We start from the raw sequence: 21315 nt of genomic DNA, 5'->3' as shown, positions 1-21315 counted from the left end.
CGAACCCGGAAGCTAAGCCTCTCAGCGCCGATGGTACTGCAGGGGGGACCCTGTGGGAGAGTAGGACACCGCCGGACACCCATTCACGGAATGGCCACCCCCACGGGTGGCCATTCCGCGTTAACAGGGTGGATTGCCGACGTAGAACGGATCCTGGAGGATCGAAGAATGGCAGAGCAGGAGCCGCGCGACGATCGACGCGCGCCGCGCGAACGATCCAGCGGAAAGCCCTCGTCGGCCGGCGCTGACCGCAAGCCGCACACGAACCGCGACGCAGATCGCAAGCCGTACGCGAAGCGTGAAGGCGACCACAAGCCGTACGCGAAGCGCGACGGTGAGCGTTCCTACGCGAAGCGTGACGGCGACCGTCCTTACGCGAAGCGCGACGGTGACCACAAGCCGTACGCGAAGCGTGACGGCGACCGTCCGTACGTCAAGCGTGACGGCGACCGTCCTTACGCGAAGCGTGACGGTGACCACAAGCCGTACGTCAAGCGCGACGGCGACCGTCCCTACGCGAAGCGCGACGGCGACCGTCCTTACGCGAAGCGTGACGGCGACCACAAGCCGTACGTCAAGCGCGACGGCGACCGTCCCTACGCGAAGCGCGACGGCGACCGTCCTTACGCGAAGCGTGACGGCGACCACAAGCCGTACGTCAAGCGCGAGGGTGATCGTCCCTACGCGAAGCGTGACGGCGACCGTCCCTACGCGAAGCGTGACGGTGACCACAAGCCCTACGTCAAGCGCGAGGGTGACCGCCCTTACGTCAAGCGAGACGGCGACCGTCCTTACGCGAAGCGTGACGGCGACCGTCCGTACGTCAAGCGGGACGGCGACCGTCCCTACGTCAAGCGTGACGGCGACCGCCCTTACGTCAAGCGCGACGACGACCGCAAGCCGTACGAGCGCTCTGCGCGTCCGACTCGCGGGGGAGCCGACCGCCCCGACCGTGCCGTGCGCGAGGGCGAGATCCGTCCCGTCCGCGCCCGGCACGACGACCCGGTCATTCCCGAGGATGTGACCGGCCGCGATCTGCCGCCGGCTGCACGCAACGAGTTGAAGACTCTGAGCAAGGAGAACGCCGAGGAGGTCGCGCGTCACCTCGTGATGGCGTCGCAGTTGATCGACGAGGACCCGATGCTGGCGCATCAGCACGCGCTGTCCGCGTCTCGCCGTGCCGGTCGCATCGCCGTCGTCCGCGAGACGCTCGCGATCACCGCGTACGCGACGGGCGACTTCGCGCTCGCCTTGCGCGAGCTGCGCACATACCGACGCATCTCGGGGCGTGACGACCAGATCGCCCTGATGGTCGACAGCGAGCGAGGCGTCGGGCGCGCCGATCGTGCGCTCGAGGTCGGCCGTGCCGTCGACCGCTCCACTCTCGAGACGCCCGTACGCGTCGAACTGGCGATCGCGATGTCGGGCGCCCGTCTGGACCTCGGCGAGCCCGAGCGCGCGCTCCATGAACTCGACATCCCCGAGCTCGATCCCGATCGTGCGTTCGAGTGGAGCCCGGCGCTGTTCGCGGCCCGGGCAGCGGTGCTCGAGGAGCTCGGCCGCGCGGAAGAGGCGGCGCAGTGGCAGCGTCGTGCCGTGGTCGCCGCAGAGGCGATCGACGCGGCATCCGGTCTCGGCGATCTCGAGACGGTCTTCGTCGAGGAGGTCATCGAGATGGACCTCGACGACGAAGAGGAGGAGAACGACGACTCGGACGACATTCTCGCCGAGGACGACGACTCCGACGACACTCACGCCGGGGCCGACACGCCTGAGGACCTCGACGAGTCCGAGCCCGACGCCACGGAGCCCGAGGAGATCTCCGTCGACGACGAGGTCGCCGAGATCCTCGTGGAGGCAGGGGTCGACGCGTCCGGCGACGACGAGGCCGACCGCTGATGGCGCTGTTCGGGCGGCGGGCTGCGACGCCCGCCCCGCTCGACGGCGTCGACGTGGTGCTGGCCGATCTCGACGGGGTCGTCTATGCGGGTGCCGGCGCTCTGCCGCACGCGGTCGAGAGCCTCAACCGCGCCCGCGACGGCCGCTCGCTCGCGTACATCACCAATAACGCTTCGCGCACGGATGCCTCGGTCGCGGCGCATCTGAGCGAGCTCGGGCTCGCGACCACTCCGCGTGACGTCGTCACCAGCCCGCAGGCCGCGATGCGGCTGCTCGCGGAGAAGATCGCGCCCGGGTCCACTGTGCTCGTCGTCGGCGGCGATGGTCTCGTCGTCGAGGTCGAGAAGGCCGGGTTCGTCGTGACGCGCAGCGCCGACGACGCGCCGTCGGCCGTCGTGCAGGGGTTCGCGCCCGAGGTCGGCTGGACTCAGCTGGCTGAGGCGGCGTTCGCCCTCAAGACGCCCGAGGAAGACGGCGGCATCCCATGGGTGGCCACGAACACGGACTGGACGATCCCGCAGTCGCGCGGCATCGCGCCCGGCAACGGCACCCTGGTCTCGGCCGTGCACACCGCAGTCGGCCGGCTCGCAACCGTCGCAGGCAAGCCCGAGGTGCCGATCTTCCAGGAGGCGGTCGCACGGTTCGAGGCGCAGCATCCGTTGTTCCTGGGTGACCGCCTCGACACCGACATCCTCGGCGCCAACCGTGCCGGCATTGCGTCTGCCCTGGTGCTCACCGGCGTGGACCGTCCGAAGCACGTGCTGGCAGCACCGGAGAACTCGCGTCCGACGTACATCCTCGGTGACCTCCGCGAGCTCCACGAACCGTACCCCGAGGTTCAGGTGAAGGACGGCGTCGCCACAGTGCGAGACGCTCGTGTCGCGATCGACGGCGCCGACATCCGGATCCTCAGCGAGGGCATGCCGGTCGATCTCGTGCGCGCGGGCGCGGCGGCGATCTGGTCGACGGGGCGCGCGATCTTCGGCTTCCGCGTGCCCGAGCGTCTCTACGCGGATCCGTTCCACCGCCCCTGATCCTCGCCGCGGAAAAGCGGGGAGTGTCGGGTGGGCCCCCGTATTCTGGGGACATGGATGGAGCCGACGCGCATGAGGACGAGCACGGCGATCTGCTGTCGACTCTCGAGGTGATCGAGGCGCAGCCGCTGGCCACGCGTGCCGAAGCGTATGACACGCTGCATGACACGCTCGCCCGTCGCCTCGAGGCGACCCCCGGCACCCCGTCATGACGAGCCGCCTCGATGCCGCTCTCGCAGCCCGGGGTCTCGCGCGCTCCCGCACCCACGCCGCGACCCTCATCGCGGATGGGCTCGTGACGGTCGACGGCCGCCCCGTGGTGAAGGCCTCGACTCCCGTGGGCGACGAGAGCCTGATCGACGTGGCTGTTTCCGACCACTACGTCAGCCGTGCGGCGCACAAGCTCATCGCCGGCCTCGACGCCTTCCAGGTGGACGTCCGCGGCCGCGTGGCGCTCGACATGGGCGCGTCCACCGGCGGCTTCACCCAGGTGCTGCGCGAGCGCGGCGCCGAGCCGGTGATCGCCGTGGATGTCGGTCACGGGCAGCTCGCAGCATCCGTCGCCGAGGATCCTGGTGTCGTCGCGGTCGAGGGGTTCAACGTCCGCTACATGACCCCCGACTCGCTCGCCGAGGCGAGCAGCGTCTCCGAAGAGCCCTCGGTGATCACGGGCGACCTGTCGTTCATCTCGCTCACCCATGTTCTTCCTGCAGCACGGGCGGTCGCAGCATCCGATGCGGATCTCGTGCTGCTGATCAAGCCGCAGTTCGAGGTCGGGCGCACAGCGGTCAAGGGGGGCCTCGTGACCAACCCCGTGCTGCGCGCCGACGCGGTCGCGCGCGTGCTGTGGGCGGCGTGGGACGTGGGCCTCGGAACGTGCGGTGTCGTCTCCTCCCCGCTCGCGGGTACCCATGGCAATTCCGAGTTCATCGCGCACCTCGCGCCGGGGCGGGGGAGCAATCCGACAGAATGGTTGAGCACTGTGAACCGACTGGCGGGGAGCCGATGAACGACGCCGAGACCGAGGCCCAGCGCAGCATCCTCGTGGTGGCGCACGCCCATCGCGCCGACACCGTCGCTGCCGCGGAGCGGGTCGTCGCCGCGCTGCGGGCCGCCGGCGCCAGGCCCGTCCTCGCCCTCGACGACGGCGAGGACCTCGTGCAGGCGGGGCCTTCGCTGGCCGACGTCGCCGTACTGGGCATCGACGTGCCGGTGACCGACATCGAGCTCGCGATCGTCGTCGGTGGCGACGGAACGATCCTGCGGGCCGCCGAACTCGTCCGCGAAGGGCGTGCGCCGGTCCTCGGCATCAACATGGGCCACGTCGGCTTCCTCGCCGAGATCGAGCGCGACGACATGGATGAGGCCGTCCGCCGCGTCATCGCGCGGGACTACGAGGTCGAGGAGCGCATGGCGCTCCAGGTGCGGGTGAAAGACACCGGCGACTCCGTGATCTACGAGACGTGGGCGCTCAACGAAGCGACGGTCGAGAAGGCCAGCCGTGAGCGCCTGCTCGAGGTCGTCGTCGAGATCGACGGCCGGCCCCTGTCGACGTTCGGCTGCGACGGCATGGTCGTCTCGACACCCACGGGGTCGACCGCCTACAACTTCTCCGCGGGCGGCCCCGTGATCTGGCCGACCGTCGAGGCGATCGCCGTGGTGCCGCTGTCGGCCCACGCACTCTTCGCCAAGCCCCTCGTCGTCGGCCCCGAGCACTCTGTGGCGATCGAGGTGCTCGAGCGCACCAACGGCACCGGCATCCTCTGGTGCGACGGGCGTCGGTCGCACGACCTGCCTCCGGGCGCGCGCGTCGTGGTGCGGCGGTCGGATCGCCCGGTGCGCCTCGCGCGCCTGCACCCCGCTCAGTTCACCGACCGCCTCGTGCGCAAGTTCCGCCTCCCCGTCGAGGGGTGGCGCGGTCCGGCCGCGATCACGGGCGTCTTGCCCACCCAGTCGCAGGCGCATGCTGCGGTCGTCGACGACGTCGAGACCGACATCGTCGGCAGCGAGGTCGCCCCGTGATCGAGGAGATGCGCCTGCGGGACCTCGGGGTGATCGCCGAGGCGACGCTGCCGATCGGCGCGGGCTTCACGGCGATCACCGGTGAGACCGGTGCCGGCAAGACGATGGTCGTGACGGGACTCGGGCTGCTGCTCGGTCAGCGCGCCGACTCCGGCGCCGTGCGCGCGGGCGCCGCCCAGGCGACGGTCGACGGCGTGTGGATCGTCCCCGAGGACGGAGCGGTGGCCGCGCGCGTGCGCGAGGCGGGCGGCGACGTCGAGCCGATCGGCGGCGGTCGTGCCGAGCTGTACATAGGCCGGTCGATCTCGAGCGAGGGCCGGGGCCGGGCGTCCGTCGGCGGCCGCGCCGCACCGGCTGGAGTGCTCGCCGATCTCGCCGACGAGCTCGTCGTCGTGCACGGGCAGTCCGATCAGCTGCGACTGCGATCCGCGGCCGCACAGCGTGACGCGCTGGACCGGTTCGGCGGCGAGACAGTCCACACCGCACGCGACGCCTACCGCCGGGCGTTCGAACACTGGCGTGCGATCGACCGCGAGCTGTCGGAGCTCACCGACGACCGCGACGCGCGGGCGCGTGAGGCCGAAGATCTGCGGAACCAGCTCGCCGAGATCGAGCAGGCCGCGCCGGAACCCGGCGAGGACGCCGAGCTGGCGACTCGCGCCGAGCGTCTGGCGAACGCCGAGGAGCTCCGTGTCGCCGCCGCGACCGCTCATGACGGGCTCTCCGGCGAGGGTGACGAACCCGACGCCGGGGCGCTGCTCGCCGAGGCGCGCCGCGCCCTCGAGCGCGTGCACGACCCCGTGCTGGCAGAGCTCGCGGGGCAGCTTGCCGACGTCGGCTACCGCGTCGCCGATATCGCCGCAGCGCTGGCGGGCTACCTCGCCGACCTCGACGAATCGGGGCCGCACGAGCTCGCCGCGGTCGAAGAGCGCCGCGCCGTGCTCGCCGGCCTGGTCCGCGCGCACGGCACGCTCGACGCAGCCATCGAGCTGCTCGACACCGGCTCTTCCCGCCTCGCCGAGCTCGACGACGACTCCGATCGCATCGACCGGCTGACGGCGGAGCGGGATGCCGCGGCATCCGTCCTCGACGAGACCGCGGGTGTGCTCACCGCGGCTCGCACCGAGGCGGCCGCCCGGCTGGGTAGCGCCGTGAGCACCGAGCTGCGGGCACTCGCGATGCCGGACGCGCGCCTCGAGGTCGCCGTGACGGCGGGCACCGAGTCCGCGTCGGGGCGCGACGACGTCGCCATCCTGCTGGCGCCGCACCCGGGCGCCGAGCCGCGGGCCGTCTCGCGCGGTGCGAGCGGCGGTGAGCTCAGCCGTGTCATGCTCGCGATCGAGGTCGTGATCGCCGCCGTCGATCCGGTGCCCACGTTCGTCTTCGACGAGGTCGACGCGGGCATCGGCGGCGCCGCCGCCATCGAGGTCGGCCGCCGCCTCGCGCGCCTGTCGGAGTCGTCGCAGGTGATCGCGGTCACCCACCTCGCGCAGGTCGCGGCGTTCGCCGCCAACCACCTCACGGTGGTGAAGGCGAACGACGGCTCGGTCACGGCGTCCGATGTCCGTCGCCTGGACGGCGCCGACCGCGAGGCCGAGATGGCGCGTCTGCTGTCGGGCATGCCCGACTCGGACGCCGCCCTCACCCATGCACGCGAGCTGCTCAGCCTGCGCACCGAAGTCGACTGATCGCGGGGGCGGCCCCCGCGTGTCCCAGCTTCCGCGAAGCTCACCGACACACTGCCTGATAGGATAAAAGCCCGTGATGCAGACTTCTGATTCTTTCCGCGGCGACACTTCGAACGACACCACCAAGCACATCTTCGTGACCGGTGGTGTCGTTTCCTCGTTGGGCAAGGGTCTCACCGCGGCCAGCCTCGGAAATCTCCTCACCGCCCGCGGACTGCGTGTCGTGATGCAGAAGCTCGACCCGTATCTGAACGTCGATCCGGGCACGATGAACCCGTTCCAGCACGGCGAGGTCTTCGTGACCGACGACGGCGCCGAGACCGACCTCGACATCGGCCACTACGAGCGCTTCCTTGACATCGAGCTGAGCCAGGCCGCCAACGTCACGACGGGCCAGATCTACTCGCAGGTCATCGCGAAGGAGCGCCGCGGCGAGTACCTCGGCGACACCGTGCAGGTGATCCCGCACATCACCGACGAGATCAAGCGCCGCATGCGCCTCCAGGCCGACGAGACGCCCAAGCCCGACGTGATCATCACCGAGATCGGCGGCACGGTCGGCGACATCGAGTCGCAGCCGTTCATCGAGTCGGCGCGTCAGATCCGTCACGAGCTCGGCCGCAACAACGTCTTCTTCGTGCACGTCTCGCTCGTACCCTTCATGGGCGCGTCGGGGGAGCAGAAGACCAAGCCGACGCAGCACTCCGTCGCCGCGCTCCGCTCGATCGGCATCCAGCCCGATGCGCTGGTGCTGCGCAGCGACCGCCCCGTCACCGAGTCGAACAAGCGCAAGATCGCGCTCATGTGCGACGTCGACGAGGGGGCCGTCGTGAACGCGGTCGACGTGCCGAGCATCTACGACATCCCCTCGATGCTCAACGAGCAGGGCCTCGACGAGTACATCGTCCGCGCGCTCGGCCTGTCCAAGGCCGCCGACGTCGACTGGTCGCGCTGGCAGCGCGTGCTGAACGCCGTGCACAACCCGAAGCACGAGGTCACGGTCGGCCTGGTCGGCAAGTACATCGACCTGCCGGACGCCTACCTCTCGGTAACCGAGGCCCTGAAGGCGGGTGGGTTCGCGCAGGAGACCCACGTCAACATCCGCTGGATCCCCTCGGACGAGTGCGAGACGCCCGAGGGCGCCGCCAAGGCGCTCGGTCCGCTCGACGGCATCGTGATCCCCGGCGGCTTCGGCATCCGCGGTATCGAGGGCAAGATCGGTGCGCTCAAGTTCGCGCGCGAGCAGGGCATCCCGACGCTCGGCATCTGCCTCGGTCTGCAGTGCATCGTCATCGAGTACGCCCGTCACGTCGCCGGGATCGAGGATGCCTCGTCGAGCGAGTTCGACCCCGACACGCAGCATCCCGTCATCGCGACCATGGAGGAGCAGGTCGACATCCTCGACCACGGCGACCTGGGCGGCACGATGCGTCTCGGCCTGTACCCGGCCGACCTCGCGGAGGGCTCGATCGCGGCCGAGGTGTACGGCGCGCAGCGCGCGTCGGAGCGCCACCGCCACCGTTACGAGGTGAACAACCGCTACCGCGACCAGATCGCGGACGCCGGTCTGGTCTTCTCAGGCATCAACCCCGACCTGAATCTGGTCGAGTACGTCGAGCTGCCGCGCGACGTGCACCCGTACTACATCGCGACGCAGGCGCACCCCGAGCTGCGCTCGCGTCCGACGGACGCCAACCCGCTGTTCCGCGGTCTCGTCGGCGCGGCGCTCGAGCGGCACCGCTCGAGCGAGCTGTTCGAGGTCGAGAACGACTGACGTGATGGCAGAACTCCTCGCCGACGAGCCCGTCGACGCCACCATCCTCGACAGCGACCTGGTCTACGAGGGCCGGGTGTGGGACGTTCGCAGCGACACCGTGGCGTACGGCGACGGGCAGATCGTGCGCCAGTACGTCGATCACCCCGGTGCGGCCGCCGTCGTAGCGGTGGACGACGAGGGGCGGGTGCTGCTGATCCAGCAGTACCGGCACCCGATCCGCCACCGCGACTGGGAGATCCCGGCCGGCCTGCTCGACGTGTCCGGCGAGACGCCGCTCGAGACCGCCCGACGCGAGCTCGCCGAGGAGGTCGACCTCGTCGCCGCGTCGTGGGAGCCGCTCGTGAGCATCTTCACCACTCCCGGCGGGAATGACGAGATCGTCCACCTGTTCCTCGCGCGGGGCCTCACCCCCGCGACCGAGGTGCACGCCCGCGAGGACGAGGAGGCCGACATCCGCCTCGAGTGGCTGCCGCTCGCCGACGCTGTCGCGGGGATCCTCGCGGGGCGGCTGCGCAACGGCTTCCTCGCGGTGGGCCTGCTCGCTGCCGCCGAGCGCCTCCGCCAGGCCGACCCCAGGGGAGCCTGACAAACCTTCCGGAGTTCGCCGACGAGCCGGCTGGACGTGAGACCCTCGTGACAGGAGGCGCCTGACATGCAGATCGCTCGAGCGATGGACTCGTACCTGCGCCACGTCGCGATCGAGCGCGGCCTGTCCGAGAACACCGTCGCGGCGTACCGGCGCGACCTCGCCGGCTACGCGGACTGGTTGCGCGATCAGCACATCGACGACACCGCCGCGGTCACCGCGGTGACGCTGGCGAGCTTCATCGCCGACCGCGCGGCCGCCCAGCCGCCGATGGCCGCATCGTCGCTGGCGCGGCTGCAGTCCTCGGTGCGGGGGCTGCACCGCTTCCTCGCCCGCGAGGGCATCGAGCCGGCCGACCCGTCGTCCAACCTGCGCCCGCCGAAACAGCCGCGTCGGCTGCCCAAGGCGCTCACGATCGACCAGGTGGAGAGCCTGTTGGATGCCGCGGGCCCCGCGCCGGCGACCGAGGCCGACGCGTCCGGCAACGGGGGAGCGGCGGCCGGCGATCTGCTCGGCATGCGCGACCGCGCCCTGCTCGAGCTGCTGTACGCCACCGGTGCGCGCGTGTCGGAGATCGTACAGCTCGACGTCGACGACGCGGCGCACGGCGACGTGCTCCGCGTGCGGGGAAAGGGATCGAAGGAGCGCATCGTGCCGGTCGGCTCATACGCTCGCGCGGCTGTCGACGCCTACCTGACCCGCGCGCGGCCCGAGCTCTCGCATCGCGGGAGAGCGACCCCGAAGCTCTTCCTCGGCGCGCGGGGGGCGCCGCTGTCGCGGCAGAGCGCCTGGCTGATCATCCAGTCGGCGGCCGAGCGCGCCCACCTCACCGCGCGTGTGTCGCCCCACACCCTGCGGCACTCGTTCGCGACCCACCTCCTGCAGGGCGGCGCCGACGTCCGCGTCGTCCAGGAGCTGCTGGGGCACGCCTCCGTCGCGACGACCCAGATCTACACCTACGTGTCGGTCGACGCGCTCCGCGACGTGTACGCGACATCGCATCCGCGGGCACGCTGACGCCGCTGCGCCGGCTCGGCGAATCCGCGGTCCGGCCCGCCGCGCCGCAGGCGTTCCGGGGCGGGGCGTGACTAGAATCGGTGGACACGAAGCACGTAGGCGGGAGCATTGGTGGCGGGCAAGGCACAGGCGGCGACGAAGGCCGCCACGGGGGACACTCCGATCGGACCCACCGGTCGTCCCTATCAGGGCTTCCCCACCCCGCCGAAGCTCGACGGTCACGGCCCCGCCCGCATCATCGCGCTGTGCAACCAGAAGGGCGGCGTCGGCAAGACGACGACCACCATCAACCTGGCTGCAGCCCTCGCCGGCTACGGCCGCAAGGTGCTCGCGGTGGACTTCGACCCGCAGGGCGCGCTGTCGGCGGGTCTCGGCATCCAGACCCACGACATCCCGACGATCTACGACCTGCTGCTCGACGGCAAGCGCGACCCGCACGAGGTCATCGTGCACACGCGCGTCGACAACCTCGACGTGATCCCCGCGAACATCGACCTCTCGGCGGCTGAGGTGCATCTCGTCAACGAGGTCGCTCGCGAGCAGACCCTTTCGAGGGCGCTGCGCAAGCTCACGGGCGACTACGACGTGATCCTCATCGACTGCCAGCCGTCGCTCGGCCTCCTGACGGTCAACGCCCTCACTGCGAGCCACGGTGTCGTCATCCCGCTCGAGTGCGAGTTCTTCGCCCTTCGCGGCGTCGCGATGCTCATCGAGACGATCGACAAGGTGCGCGACCGCCTCAACCCCACCATCACGCTCGACGGCGTGCTCGCCACGATGTACGATGCGCGCACGCTCCACTCGCGTGAGGTGCTCGAGCGCGTGGTCGACGCCTTCGGCGACGACGTCCTCGAGACCGTGATCGGCCGCACCGTCAAGTTCCCGGATGCCTCCGTCTCGGGCATGCCGATCACCGAGTTCGCGCCGGAGCACGCCGCCGCGCAGGCCTACCTGCGGCTGGCGCGGGAGCTGGTCGCCCGTGGCGCCGTCGCCTGACGCTTCGACAGGCGCAGCGACCGGGGCGGGCCCCGCGGCCGGGGAGGGGTTCCGGGTCGCGCTCACCAACTTCGACGGACCGTTCGACCTCCTGCTCACCCTGATCTCCAAGCACGAACTCGACATCACCGAGGTGTCGCTGTCGCTCGTGACCAACGACTTCATCGCGTACCTCCGTGAGCTGGGGCCGGGCGAAGAGCTGGACGAGGCATCCGAGTTCCTCGTCGTCGCCGCGACCCTGCTCGACATGAAGGTCGCGGGGCTGCTGCCGCAGGGCGAGCTCGTCGACGCCGAGTCGGTCGCGCTCCTCGAGGCGCGCGATCTGCTGTTCGCGCGACTGCTCCAGTACCGCGCGTTCAAGGAGGTGTCGTCCTGGTTCGAGCGGTGCCTGCGTCGTGAGGCCGTCCGCCACACGCGCTCCGTGCGCCTGGACGAGAAGTACCGCAACGCCGCTCCGGAGCTCGTGTGGTCGCTGAGCGCCGACGACTTCGCCGCGCCCGCGCTGCTGGCGATGACGCCGAAGGAGATCCCGCGCATCGGGTTCGACCACCTGCACGCGCCGCTGGTGAGCATCCGCGAGCAGGCCGCCATCGTCGTGACCCTGCTGCGGGACGCCGGATCGCTGACGTTCCGCGAGCTCATCGCGGGCGTCGGCCAGCCGGGCGTGGTGGTCGCCCGCTTCCTCTCGGTGCTGGAGCTGTACCGCCACGCCGCATTGTCCTTCGAACAGCTCGAGCCGCTCGGCGAGCTGACTCTGCGCTGGAGCGCGCAGCGCTGGAGCGACGAGAACCTCGCCACCCTGGGAGCCGACTATGACCGATGATGCTTCGACAGGCTCGACGACCGGGAGTGAGAGCTCAGCAGCCCGGGGCGACGCACCCGTCGTGACCGCGACCGATGTGGCACGCAGGCTGGAGGCGATCCTGCTGATCGTCGAAGAGCCGCAGAGCCTCGTGAGCCTGGCGGCCGCCGTCGGCGCACCGGTGCCGGCAGTGCGCCAGGCGATCGAGACCCTCGTCGACGACTACGACGGCAAGTCCGGCGGGCCGGTGCGCGGCTTCGAGCTGCGCGAGGTCGGCGGCGGCTGGCGTCTCTACGTGCGGGAGGAGCTCGACGATCTCGTCAGCGAGTACGTCGGAGGGCAGGCGCCGTCGCGCCTTTCGCAGGCGGCGTTGGAGACCCTCGCGGTCATCGCCTACAAGCAGCCGGTGACCCGCAGCCAGGTCGCCTCCATCCGTGCCGTGAACGTCGACTCGGTCGTGCGCACGCTGCTCGCGCGCGGGCTCATCACCGAGCTCTTCGCGGATGCCGAGACCGGCGCGATCAACTACGGCACCACCGATGCCCTGCTCGTGCATCTCGGCATCAACTCGCTGGACGAACTGCCGCACATCTCGCCGCTGCTGGACGGCGCAGACGAGGTCGGCGACAACCTGGACGAAGGAGTGCGTCGATGACCGACGGATCGGAATCGACCGAGGGCGTGCGCCTGCAGAAGGCCCTCGCGAACGCGGGGGTCGCGTCGCGTCGCGTGGCCGAGCAGCTGATCGTCGAGGGGCGCGTCCGCGTGAACGGCGCGGTGGTCACCGAGCTCGGCTCACGCGTCGACCCCGAGACCGACCTGGTCGACGTCGACGGCACGGCCGTCCAGTTCGACCAGTCCAAACGGTACGTCATGCTCAACAAGCCCACGGGCGTCGTGAGCTCGATGAAGGACGACCGCGGCCGCCCGGATCTCCGCCGCTTCACGAAGGACTGGGACGAGCGCCTGTACAACGTGGGGCGATTGGATGCCGAGACCAGCGGTCTGCTCGTGCTCACGAACGACGGTGAGCTCGCACACGTGCTCGCGCACCCGTCGTTCGGCGTCACCAAGGTCTACATCGCCAAGGTCGACGGCCGCGTGACGCCGCAGACCATCCAGCGGCTCCTGCGCGGCGTCGACCTGGAGGACGGCCCGATCTCCGCCGACAAGGCGCGGCTGCTGTCGTCCTCGGCCGAGGGCGGTGGCTCGCTCGTCGAGCTCACGCTCCACTCGGGGCGCAACCGCATCGTGCGCCGCATGATGGCCGAGGTGGGGCATCCGGTCGTCGAACTCGTGCGCCGGCAGTTCGGGCCGCTCCACCTGGGAACGCTGCCAGCCGGGCGCACCCGGGAGTTGACTAAAGTGGAGCGGGGCGCTCTGCTGACTCTTTCGCGCCAAGCCGCAGGTCAACAGGAGGATTAAGTGACAGCGACCTCCCTTGCTCCGCGCGTGCAGGGCACCGTTCGCATCGTCGGCGCCGGCCTGCTCGGCGCGAGCATCGGCCACGCGCTCAGCGCGCGCGGGATCGACGTCGCTCTGGACGACACGTCACCCTCGCAGCTGCGTCTCGCGATCGACTACGGCGCCGGCCGCCGCGCGGCCGATGACGACGCGCCGTCGCTCGTCGTCGTCGCGGTGCCACCCGATGTCACGGCCGATGTCATCCAGCGGGAACTGGAACGCCACCCGCAGGCCGTGGTGACGGACGTCGCGAGCGTCAAGCTCGAGCCGCTGCGCACGCTGCGCGAGCGGGGAGTGGACCTCACCCACTACATCGGCTCGCACCCGCTCGCCGGACGCGAGCGCGGGGGAGCGATCTCCGCCCGAGCCGACATCTTCGTCGGGCGGCCGTGGGTGGTCTGCCGCGACGAGGAGACGCCGTCGGCCGATCTGGCCCTGGTCGAAGGCCTCGCGCTCGACCTCGGCGCGACGCCTATCGAGATGACGCCCGAGGACCACGACCGCGGCGTCGCGCTCGTCTCGCACGTGCCCCAGCTGGTCGCCAGCCTGCTCGCCGGACGCTTCGTCGACGCGCCCGACGGGTCGCTGCGGCTCGCGGGCCAAGGCGTGCGCGACACGACCCGCATCGCGGCATCCGCTCCCGAGCTCTGGGTGCAGATCCTGGGCGCGAACGCGGCGCCCGTCGTCGACGTGCTCGACCTGATCGCGGCCGACCTCACCGCCGTCGCGGACGCCCTGCGCGAGCCCGATGCCCCGGGTGCGCGCCGTGCCGTCGCCGACACGATCCGTCGCGGGAACGACGGCGTCGAGCGCCTGCCCGGCAAGCACGGCCAGAACCGCCGCTTCGAGCAGGTCGTCGTGATGGTCGACGACACCCCCGGCCAGCTCGGACGCCTTTTCGGCGAGCTCGGCGACCTCGACGTGAACGTGGAAGACCTGCGCCTGGAGCATTCGCCCGGCGCCCAGTTCGGCCTCGCCGAGATCAGCGTCGTCCCGAGCGCCGTGCGCCGGGCGATCGACGGTCTCGAATCGCGCGGCTGGAAGATAGCGAGCACCACCAATGACTGACCCCGCGATCACCAAGCCAGGCCCCGATCCGGTCGTCGTCGCGATCGACGGACCCGCCGGCAGCGGCAAATCCAGCGTCTCCAAGCAGGTCGCCCGACGTCTCGGCTACGGCTACCTCGACACCGGAGCGGCCTATCGCGCCCTGGCGTGGCACGCGCTCGAGCGCGGCATCGATACGTCGGACGCGGCATCCGTTCTCGACGTCTCGGGTGACTTCGACTATGCGATCTCGCTCGATCCCGACGCCTACTGGGTGCGGGTCGGGGCGAGCGACGTGACCGACGCGATCCGCGAGCCTCGCGTGGCGGACGCCGTCAGCGGCGTCGCGCGCGTGCCCGCCGTGCGGGAGTCGGTGAACGCGCTGTTCCGCGCGCTCGTGGCCCGCTCCGGGCGTCCGGGCGTCGTCGTCGAGGGTCGCGACATCACGACGGTCGTGGCCCCCGACGCCCCGGTGCGCATCCTCCTGACGGCCGCGCCCGAGATCCGCGCCGCGCGCCGCAGCGCGGAACTCACGACGCAGGATGCCGCCACCGTCGCCGCCGCACTCCACCAGCGCGACGCCTCCGACTCGGCCGTCGTCGACTTCCTCACCGCCGCGCCCGGCGTCGAGGTCGTCGACTCGACCCCTCTCGATTTCGACCAGACCGTGGACGCCGTGCTCGGCGTGATCCAGGCCGCGCTGAGCGCGCCGACGGTCGACCCACTGCAGACAGGAGCCTGAGATGGCCGCCGACCACAATGCCGACTTCGACGAGTTCGAGGCCGGCGACGACAACCTCGCCGAGAACCTCGCGGACCTCGACGACGAGCTCGCCGAGCAGCGCGCCGTCGCCCTGCGCGTCGGCCTCGACGACTACGACCTCGACGACGAGGACGCGGCGCTGCTCGCGGGCATCGTCCGCGGCGAGGACGGCATCGAGTTCCTGCCGGCGCTTCCGGTCGTCGCGATCGTGGGTCGCCCGAACGTCGGCAAGTCCGCGCTGGTGAACCGCATCCTCGGTCGTCGCGAGGCCGTCGTCGAGGACACCCCGGGTGTCACGCGCGACCGCGTCACGTACAAGGCCGAGTGGATGGACCGCCGTTTCACGCTCGTCGACACCGGCGGGTGGGAGCCCGACGCCCGTGGCATCGACCGCTCGGTCGCCGCGCAGGCCGAGGTCGCGATCGACCTGTCGGACGTCGTGCTGTTCGTCGTCGACGCGATGGTCGGCGCCACCGCGACCGACGAGCACGTCGTGCGCCTGCTGCGCAAGGCCAACAAGCCCGTCTTCCTCGTCGCGAACAAGATCGACGACGCCCGCCAGGAGCCCGAGGCCGCGGCGCTGTGGAACCTCGGACTCGACCAGCCGTGGCCGGTCTCGGCCATCCACGGCCGTGGCGTCGCCGACCTCCTCGACGAGGTCGTGAAGGTCATGCCCGACGTGTCGGCGGTGGCCAAGGCCGAGGTCGGCGGACCGCGTCGCGTCGCGATCCTGGGCCGACCGAACGTCGGCAAGTCGTCGCTGCTGAACAAGGCCGCGGGCGAGGAGCGCGTCGTCGTCAACGAGCTCGCCGGCACCACCCGTGACCCGGTCGACGAGGTCGTCGAGCTCGGCGGCAAGCTGTGGCGCTTCGTCGACACCGCCGGCATCCGTCGCCGCGTGCACCTGCAGCAGGGCGCCGACTTCTACGCCTCGCTGCGCACGTCGGCGGCGCTCGAGAAGGCCGAGGTCGCGATCGTCGTGATCGACGTGACCCAGCCGATCAGCGTGCAGGACCTCAACATCATCGACCTCGTCCTCGAGTCGGGTCGTGCGCTCGTCATCGCCTACAACAAATGGGACCGCCTCAACGACGACGACATGGACGGCCAGGACCGCCGCCGCTACCTCGAGCGCGAGATCGAGCAGGACCTCGCTCACGTCGCGTGGGCGCCCCGGGTCAACATCTCGGCGCGCACCGGCCGTCACCTCGACAAGCTGGTGCCGGCGCTCGAGACCGCTCTCGAGTCGTGGGATCAGCGCATCCCGACGGGCAAGTTCAACGCGTTCCTCACCGAGCTCATCGCCGAGCACCCGCACCCGCTGCGCGGCGGAAAGCAGCCGCGCATCCTGTTCGGCACGCAGGCCTCGACCCGCCCGCCGACCTTCGTGCTGTTCACGACCGGCTTCCTCGACCCGGGCTACCGCCGCTTCATCCAGCGCCGCCTCCGCGAGCTGTACGGCTTCGAGGGCTCGCCGATCGTGATCAACATGCGTGTGCGCGAGCGTCGCCAGCGCTGACGCGAGCTCTCTGAATGACGGATGCCTCGGCCCGAGGCATCCGTCAGCTCCGGTCGTGCCGGTACAGAGCCGGGCGCACCATCGCGGTCGCGTCGGGCGCGGCGAAGCCGAACTGCCGGTACAGGCCGTGCGCATCGCCGGTGAACAGCGTCCAGCGCATGTCGGCGCCCGGGCCGTCGTCGATCATGAGGCGGATGAGGCGCTTGCCGAGTCCGTGCCCGCGGTGCGCGCCGGTGACGAAGACATCGGCGAGGTAGGCGAAACCGACGCCGTCCGAGACGGCTCGGGCGAAGCCGACCAGCTCGCCGGTCGGGCGGTGGTAGGCGGCGACCAGCCGCCAGGCGTTGTCGAGCTGCGTCTCGACCTGCTCGCGCGTGCGCCAGCCTCCCCAGTACGCCTCCGTCGAGAGCCACGCCCACACCGCGTCTCGCGGGACGCGGGTCGGGTCGTCGTCGAGTTCGTAATCCATGCACCCCATTGTGGCGAGTCTCCAGGTGACGGCGACGAGGCCGATCCGGCGTTCGCGGCCCGCTCGTGTGACAGGCTGGCAGGGTGACGATCGAGCCTCCCGCCCCCGGTGAGCCGCGCCGTCCGCACGGACCCCGCGACCCCGGGGACGCGTGGGTCGTGGCGCCGACGGGGGAGCGGTACTGGGGCCGATTCGGCGCGGCCGGCCTGCTCGCGGTCGACGCCGAGCGGGGTGTGCTGCTGCAGCACCGCGTCTCTTGGAGCCACTTCGGCGACACCTGGGCACTGCCCGGCGGCGCCCGCCACCGGGGCGAGTCCGCCTGCGATGGCGCGCTGCGCGAGGCAGCCGAGGAGGCCGGTGTGCCCGATGCCGCGGTGCAACCCCGCGTGCTCAGCGTCTTCGACCTCGGCTACTGGAGCTACACCACTGTCGTGGGCGACGTGGTGGTGCCGTTCGAGCCCACCATCAGCGACCCTGAGAGTCGCGAGCTCGCCTGGGTGCCCGTCGACGAGGTCATCGAGTACGCGCTGCACCCCGGCTTCGCGGCCTCGTGGGAGAAGCTGCGCGGCCTCCTCAGCGTGCGGCCGGCGGTGATCGTCGACATCGCGAACGTCATGGGCTCGGTGCCCGACGGCTGGTGGCGCGACCGCCCCGGCGCAGCTTCCCGCCTCATCGCGCGTATCGCCGGGCTCGCCGTGCACGGTGTGCAGGCGTCCGCGCTGGAGCTGCCCGAGCAGACCTGGTACCCGGAGTGGACTGCGGTCGTCGAGGGGCAGGCGCGCGGGGTCGAGGGTGCCCCTGGCGTCGAGGTGGTCAGGGCCGACGCATCCGGTGACGACGCCATCGTCTCCGCGGCTCAGCGGGCCGTCGCCGCAGACCGTGTGGTGACGGTGGTCACGAGCGACCGCGGCCTCGCCGCGCGGGTGACGGATGCCGGAGCCGCCGTCCGCTGTGCGCGCTGGCTGCTCGACCTCCTGGAGAACTGAGACCCGCCGGACGACCGGAGGCCTCCTTGCGGGGCCGGCGGGATCGGCGCCAGGCTTTGGCTGAGCGAGAAGACTGCCGCACGACACCTCGCCAACGTCTTCGGCAAGCCGGTTCAGTCTCCCGCCGGGCCCGATCTGGGCGCTGCACACGTTCTACGTCGTCTCGTGCGGCATCATGCGCGTGCTCTGCGTGGCGCAGCGGCCTGCGGCGATACGGCGCAGGGCGGTCGATGATCTGCGCCCCGCACCCGCGGCGCTCACTCGGCGTCGCGCCCGCGCAGACGATCGATCTCGCGCCGCTCGCGCTTCGTCGGGCGGCCGGCGCCTCGGTCGCGCTGTGCCATGACCGGAGTGGGATCTCGCGGGGGAGTGCGATCATCGACCGCCTCTGCCGCCGGCGCCGCGCCGACACGCTTCGAGATCGGCTGCTTGACCACCAGGATGCGGTCGAACCCGTTCACCCGAACGCGCAACTCGTCGCCGGGGCGCACCGGCTGTGCGGCCTTCGCGCGCTCGCCGTTGACCCGTACATGCCCGGCGCGGCACGCGGTGGTCGCCGCCGAGCGTGTCTTGTAGACCCGGATCGCCCACAGCCAGGCATCCACGCGCACGGCCCTGGCCGAGGCATCCGTCACGAGATCACCGCCGGTGTCGGCGCCGCGCGCCGCACGCGCACGCTCACGAGCACGCCCGCCGCGATGAGCCCCTGGCCGAGGCAGTAGGTGAGCATGACCAGCGGGCTCGTCCAGTCGGGCATCGCGTCGGGCGTGAACAGCCGGAAGGCGAGCACCGAGTCGGACGTCAGGAAGAACACTCCGCCCCACACCACCAGCGGATGACAACGGGATGCTGCCACCGCTGTGCCGCCGAGCACGAGACCGTAGATCGCCACGGCGAAGGCGAGACCGCCGAGATGCGGCCACAGCACGGCGAGGAGCACCACCCACCACACGGCGTAGACGGTGGCCCAGAGCGGCACGCGGCGCACGGCGAGCTTCCGCCAGAACAGCCAGATGTAGCAGAGGTGCGCGAGGCCGAAGAACAGCAGCATCATCGGCACCGTCGGCAGCCACGGGACGAACGTGCCGGCGCCGTCGCCGAGCCACGACAGCACGATCGCGACCACGAGCAGGGTGTGGGCAGGCGTCCATGGAGACCCCCACGCGCCCCACACGACCGCGAGGCCGAGCAGCGGCATCAGCGCGAGCTTCGTGGGGGCGGCCAGGACGTCGGAGCCGGCCGCGAGCGCCGCGATGTGCACGATCGCCACCGCGATGTACGGCACGAACCCGATCCAGAGCCGACGCATGATCCTCCTCGATACGCAGGGCAACCATAATCGTCGCATGACCGATGTGCTGGCTCGGATGGGCCTCGTCCGGATGTCCGCACGCGATACCGGTGCGGCGCACCGCGTGTCGACACCGCTGGAGCTGCTGTTCGACCTCGTCTTCGTCGTCGCGGTGTCGCAGGCGTCGCAGAATCTGCACCACCTCATCAGCGAGGACCACGTGGGCCAGGGCGTGCTCGCCTACCTCATGGTGTTCTTCGCGATCTGGTGGGCGTGGATGAACTTCACATGGTTCGCGTCGGCCTTCGACACCGACGACTGGCTCTACCGTGTCCTCACGATCGTCCAGATGGGCGGGGTGCTCGTGCTCGCGGCGGGCGTGCACGACGCGATGGTGGAGTTCGACTTCCTCGTGGTGACATGGGGCTACGTCATCATGCGGTTGGCCATGGTGGCGCAGTGGCTGCGGGCCGCAGCATCCGATCCCGAATCTCGCAGCACCGCGCTGCGCATGGCCCTCGGTGTGGCGGTGGTGCAGGTGCTCTGGGTCGCGCGCATCTACCTGCTGGACGATGTGGCGCAGTTCTGGACGTTCTTCGTGCTCGTCGTGCTCGAACTGCTGGTGCCGGTGTGGGGCGAGGCACCAGGGCGCACCGCGTGGCACCCGCACCACATCGCCGAGCGGTACGGGCTATTCACCCTGCTGCTCCTCGGCGAGAGCCTCCTCGCCTCGGCGAACGCCATCATCGACGCGCTCGGCGAGGGCGAGCACGTCCCGGAGCTCGTGACGCTCGCGATCTCGGGCATCGTCGTCACCGCCGGGATCTGGTGGGTCTACTTCTCGCGCGAGCAGCAGCATCGGCTCGAAGGCAGGAAGTCCGCCTTCCGCTTCGGCTACCTGCACTACGTGATCTTCGCGGCCGTCGGCGCCGTGTCGGCCGGTGTGGAGGTCGAGATCGACGAGATCACCGGCCACACCGAGATTCCGCACGCGATCGCCGGCCTCGCACTGACCCTGCCCATCGCGATCGTGGTGGCGGGGTCGTGGGTCGTGCTGCTGCGCGCGTCGCTGTCGCGGTGGGCGTCGGCCGCCGTGCTCGCCGGCGCGGTGCTGATCGCGCTGGCCGGCCTGCTGCCGTCGGGGGAGTACGTCGTCGCCGCTGCGCTCCTGGTGGGCGTCGTCGTCGTGCTCGAGGTCGATCGGGTGCGTCGGGAGGCGACCCCGGTGCACTGAGGCTCGGGCTCACCCCGCGAGGTCGAGCGAGACGATCGCGAGGTGCGGCTTCGGGCGCGCGACCTCGCGGAACCCGGCCTCTTCGAACGTCGACAGCACGCCGTGGAACAGGTCGTTGGCAGGGATCTTCTTCCCGGCGCCGGGGTCGAGCGGGTACGCCTCGATCACGCGGGCGCCGCTCGTGCGTGCGTAATCGATCGCCGCGTCGAGCAGTTTCGCGTTGAGTCCCTGGTTGCGGTGGTTCTTGCGCACGACGAAACAACTCACCGACCATACCGATTCGTCGTCCCAGGGCTCCTGCGACCCATCCGTGAAGTTGCGCGTGCGGCCGATCCGCACCTGCTTCGTGCGCGGCCCGATCCGCACCCAGCCGGCCGCTTCGCCGTCGACGTATGCGATGAGGGCGGGAGGGGGACCGGCGTTGATCTCGTCGCGCAGCAGACCCTCGCGCTCATCTCGCGACGTCTTCTGCCACTCGGCGTTCGTGATCATCCACCATTGGCACTGGCAGCCGTGCCCGTCGCCTCCGCCGCTGAGCGCGTGCTGCGCGTCGTCGAAGCGATCTGCGGTGGCCGGTTCGATGGTGATGTGCGCCATGTCGCGACGCTAGTGCGCCCCACCGACACGGGCAAGCGATCGACGGATGCCACGCCCGGGCGTTCCTCGGTTCGCGAGGCCTCCGCGGAGCGGGTAGGATGGGGGAGTTGTCCACGCGCAAGCG

At 70.9% G+C, this 21315-nt stretch carries 22 protein-coding genes and 1 rRNA gene; 19 read left to right on the top strand and 4 right to left on the bottom strand.

The features are described 5' to 3' along the window. From rrf to der, 17 genes are all read left to right on the top strand, one after another. Positions 1-77, top strand: a 5S ribosomal RNA gene (gene rrf / locus RS82_RS10650); the annotation flags it as partial. A 91-nt stretch (positions 78-168) separates the two neighbouring features. Beyond that, a complete protein-coding gene (locus RS82_RS21815) occupies positions 169-1899 on the top strand; it encodes a hypothetical protein (protein ID WP_045299159.1) in 1731 nt (576 codons plus the stop codon). Continuing rightward, positions 1899-2933 carry an HAD-IIA family hydrolase gene (locus RS82_RS10640; protein ID WP_045299157.1) on the top strand — a complete coding sequence of 345 codons (1035 nt, stop codon included), beginning with the start codon at positions 1899-1901 and terminating at the stop codon, positions 2931-2933. The genes RS82_RS21815 and RS82_RS10640 overlap by 1 nt, the downstream gene beginning before the upstream one ends. A gap of 53 nt (positions 2934-2986) precedes the next feature. Continuing rightward, positions 2987-3145, top strand: a complete 159-nt coding sequence (locus tag RS82_RS21520; protein ID WP_169748688.1) for a hypothetical protein — start codon at positions 2987-2989, stop codon at positions 3143-3145. Then, the gene (locus RS82_RS10635; RefSeq protein ID WP_045299155.1) at positions 3142-3942 is read left to right on the top strand and encodes a TlyA family RNA methyltransferase; all 801 of its coding nucleotides are present in this window, start codon (positions 3142-3144) and stop codon (positions 3940-3942) included. Before RS82_RS21520 ends, RS82_RS10635 begins: the two co-directional genes overlap by 4 nt. Next, positions 3939-4955 carry an NAD kinase gene (locus RS82_RS10630; RefSeq protein WP_045299153.1) on the top strand — a complete coding sequence of 339 codons (1017 nt, stop codon included), beginning with the start codon at positions 3939-3941 and terminating at the stop codon, positions 4953-4955. The genes RS82_RS10635 and RS82_RS10630 overlap by 4 nt, the downstream gene beginning before the upstream one ends. Then, a complete protein-coding gene (gene recN, locus RS82_RS10625) occupies positions 4952-6643 on the top strand; it encodes a DNA repair protein RecN (protein ID WP_045299151.1) in 1692 nt (563 codons plus the stop codon). The genes RS82_RS10630 and recN overlap by 4 nt, the downstream gene beginning before the upstream one ends. A gap of 76 nt (positions 6644-6719) precedes the next feature. Then, positions 6720-8417, top strand: coding sequence for a CTP synthase (locus tag RS82_RS10620; protein ID WP_045299149.1), 1698 nt, complete (start codon positions 6720-6722; stop codon positions 8415-8417). Positions 8418-8421: 4 nt separating this feature from the next. Beyond that, entirely contained in the window at positions 8422-9006 is a 585-nt protein-coding gene (locus tag RS82_RS10615) for an NUDIX domain-containing protein (protein ID WP_045299227.1), read from the top strand. A 66-nt stretch (positions 9007-9072) separates the two neighbouring features. After that, entirely contained in the window at positions 9073-10023 is a 951-nt protein-coding gene (xerD, locus tag RS82_RS10610) for a site-specific tyrosine recombinase XerD (protein ID WP_045299146.1), read from the top strand. Positions 10024-10134: 111 nt separating this feature from the next. Continuing rightward, positions 10135-11019: a ParA family protein gene (locus RS82_RS10605; RefSeq protein ID WP_045299144.1), complete on the top strand. Its 885-nt coding sequence runs from the start codon at positions 10135-10137 to the stop codon at positions 11017-11019. Then, positions 11003-11842: a segregation and condensation protein A gene (locus RS82_RS10600; protein ID WP_045299142.1), complete on the top strand. Its 840-nt coding sequence runs from the start codon at positions 11003-11005 to the stop codon at positions 11840-11842. Before RS82_RS10605 ends, RS82_RS10600 begins: the two co-directional genes overlap by 17 nt. Next, a complete protein-coding gene (gene scpB / locus RS82_RS10595) occupies positions 11832-12476 on the top strand; it encodes an SMC-Scp complex subunit ScpB (protein ID WP_045299140.1) in 645 nt (214 codons plus the stop codon). The genes RS82_RS10600 and scpB overlap by 11 nt, the downstream gene beginning before the upstream one ends. Then, entirely contained in the window at positions 12473-13246 is a 774-nt protein-coding gene (locus tag RS82_RS10590; protein WP_045299138.1) for a pseudouridine synthase, read from the top strand. Before scpB ends, RS82_RS10590 begins: the two co-directional genes overlap by 4 nt. Continuing rightward, a complete protein-coding gene (locus tag RS82_RS10585; protein WP_045299136.1) occupies positions 13247-14353 on the top strand; it encodes a prephenate dehydrogenase in 1107 nt (368 codons plus the stop codon). Beyond that, the gene (cmk, locus tag RS82_RS10580) at positions 14346-15074 is read left to right on the top strand and encodes a (d)CMP kinase (protein WP_045299134.1); all 729 of its coding nucleotides are present in this window, start codon (positions 14346-14348) and stop codon (positions 15072-15074) included. The genes RS82_RS10585 and cmk overlap by 8 nt, the downstream gene beginning before the upstream one ends. A gap of 1 nt (position 15075) precedes the next feature. Further along, entirely contained in the window at positions 15076-16614 is a 1539-nt protein-coding gene (gene der, locus RS82_RS10575) for a ribosome biogenesis GTPase Der (protein WP_045299133.1), read from the top strand. Between the two features lie 43 nt (positions 16615-16657). Here the strand turns inward: der and RS82_RS10570 are convergent, their stop codons facing one another. Next, positions 16658-17083, bottom strand: coding sequence for a GNAT family N-acetyltransferase (locus RS82_RS10570; protein ID WP_045299131.1), 426 nt, complete (start codon positions 17081-17083; stop codon positions 16658-16660). Between the two features lie 83 nt (positions 17084-17166). Here RS82_RS10570 and RS82_RS10565 point away from each other — a divergent pair, with 83 nt between their 5' ends. Beyond that, positions 17167-18069: an NUDIX domain-containing protein gene (locus RS82_RS10565; RefSeq protein WP_045299129.1), complete on the top strand. Its 903-nt coding sequence runs from the start codon at positions 17167-17169 to the stop codon at positions 18067-18069. A gap of 257 nt (positions 18070-18326) precedes the next feature. On the opposite strand, the gene RS82_RS10560 is transcribed toward RS82_RS10565, so the two are convergent. Continuing rightward, a complete protein-coding gene (locus RS82_RS10560; RefSeq protein ID WP_045299127.1) occupies positions 18327-18704 on the bottom strand; it encodes an RNA-binding S4 domain-containing protein in 378 nt (125 codons plus the stop codon). Beyond that, entirely contained in the window at positions 18701-19378 is a 678-nt protein-coding gene (locus tag RS82_RS10555) for a lysoplasmalogenase (RefSeq protein ID WP_045299125.1), read from the bottom strand. Before RS82_RS10555 ends, RS82_RS10560 begins: the two co-directional genes overlap by 4 nt. A 37-nt stretch (positions 19379-19415) precedes the next feature. On the opposite strand from RS82_RS10555, the gene RS82_RS10550 reads away from it, so the two are divergent. Next, positions 19416-20594: a low temperature requirement protein A gene (locus RS82_RS10550; protein ID WP_211255907.1), complete on the top strand. Its 1179-nt coding sequence runs from the start codon at positions 19416-19418 to the stop codon at positions 20592-20594. A gap of 9 nt (positions 20595-20603) precedes the next feature. Here RS82_RS10550 and RS82_RS10545 read toward each other — a convergent pair whose 3' ends face one another. After that, on the bottom strand, positions 20604-21191 hold the full coding sequence (locus RS82_RS10545) for a GNAT family N-acetyltransferase (protein WP_045299122.1): 588 nt from the start codon (positions 21189-21191) through the stop codon (positions 20604-20606). Between the last annotated feature and the right edge of the window lie 124 nt (positions 21192-21315).

The organism is Microbacterium trichothecenolyticum, from assembly GCF_000956465.1.
Taxonomy (GTDB): domain Bacteria; phylum Actinomycetota; class Actinomycetes; order Actinomycetales; family Microbacteriaceae; genus Microbacterium; species Microbacterium trichothecenolyticum.
The sequence above is the reverse complement of the archived record's forward strand: the minus strand, read 5'-3'. Positions and strand labels throughout refer to the sequence as shown.

What these genes read in the sequence shown, in the direction of transcription:
- RS82_RS21815 (WP_045299159.1), top strand. Translation starts at nt 169, where the DNA reads ATGGCAGAGCAGGAGCCGCGCGACGATCGACGCGCGCCGCGCGAACGA.
- RS82_RS10640 (WP_045299157.1), top strand. Translation starts at nt 1,899, where the DNA reads ATGGCGCTGTTCGGGCGGCGGGCTGCGACGCCCGCCCCGCTCGACGGC.
- RS82_RS21520 (WP_169748688.1), top strand. Translation starts at nt 2,987, where the DNA reads ATGGATGGAGCCGACGCGCATGAGGACGAGCACGGCGATCTGCTGTCG.
- RS82_RS10635 (WP_045299155.1), top strand. Translation starts at nt 3,142, where the DNA reads ATGACGAGCCGCCTCGATGCCGCTCTCGCAGCCCGGGGTCTCGCGCGC.
- RS82_RS10630 (WP_045299153.1), top strand. Translation starts at nt 3,939, where the DNA reads ATGAACGACGCCGAGACCGAGGCCCAGCGCAGCATCCTCGTGGTGGCG.
- RS82_RS10620 (WP_045299149.1), top strand. Translation starts at nt 6,720, where the DNA reads ATGCAGACTTCTGATTCTTTCCGCGGCGACACTTCGAACGACACCACC.
- RS82_RS10615 (WP_045299227.1), top strand. Translation starts at nt 8,422, where the DNA reads ATGGCAGAACTCCTCGCCGACGAGCCCGTCGACGCCACCATCCTCGAC.
- xerD (WP_045299146.1), top strand. Translation starts at nt 9,073, where the DNA reads ATGCAGATCGCTCGAGCGATGGACTCGTACCTGCGCCACGTCGCGATC.
- scpB (WP_045299140.1), top strand. Translation starts at nt 11,832, where the DNA reads ATGACCGATGATGCTTCGACAGGCTCGACGACCGGGAGTGAGAGCTCA.
- RS82_RS10590 (WP_045299138.1), top strand. Translation starts at nt 12,473, where the DNA reads ATGACCGACGGATCGGAATCGACCGAGGGCGTGCGCCTGCAGAAGGCC.
- cmk (WP_045299134.1), top strand. Translation starts at nt 14,346, where the DNA reads ATGACTGACCCCGCGATCACCAAGCCAGGCCCCGATCCGGTCGTCGTC.
- der (WP_045299133.1), top strand. Translation starts at nt 15,076, where the DNA reads ATGGCCGCCGACCACAATGCCGACTTCGACGAGTTCGAGGCCGGCGAC.
- RS82_RS10570 (WP_045299131.1), bottom strand. Translation starts at nt 17,083, where the DNA reads ATGGATTACGAACTCGACGACGACCCGACCCGCGTCCCGCGAGACGCG.
- RS82_RS10555 (WP_045299125.1), bottom strand. Translation starts at nt 19,378, where the DNA reads ATGCGTCGGCTCTGGATCGGGTTCGTGCCGTACATCGCGGTGGCGATC.
- RS82_RS10550 (WP_211255907.1), top strand. Translation starts at nt 19,416, where the DNA reads ATGACCGATGTGCTGGCTCGGATGGGCCTCGTCCGGATGTCCGCACGC.
- RS82_RS10545 (WP_045299122.1), bottom strand. Translation starts at nt 21,191, where the DNA reads ATGGCGCACATCACCATCGAACCGGCCACCGCAGATCGCTTCGACGAC.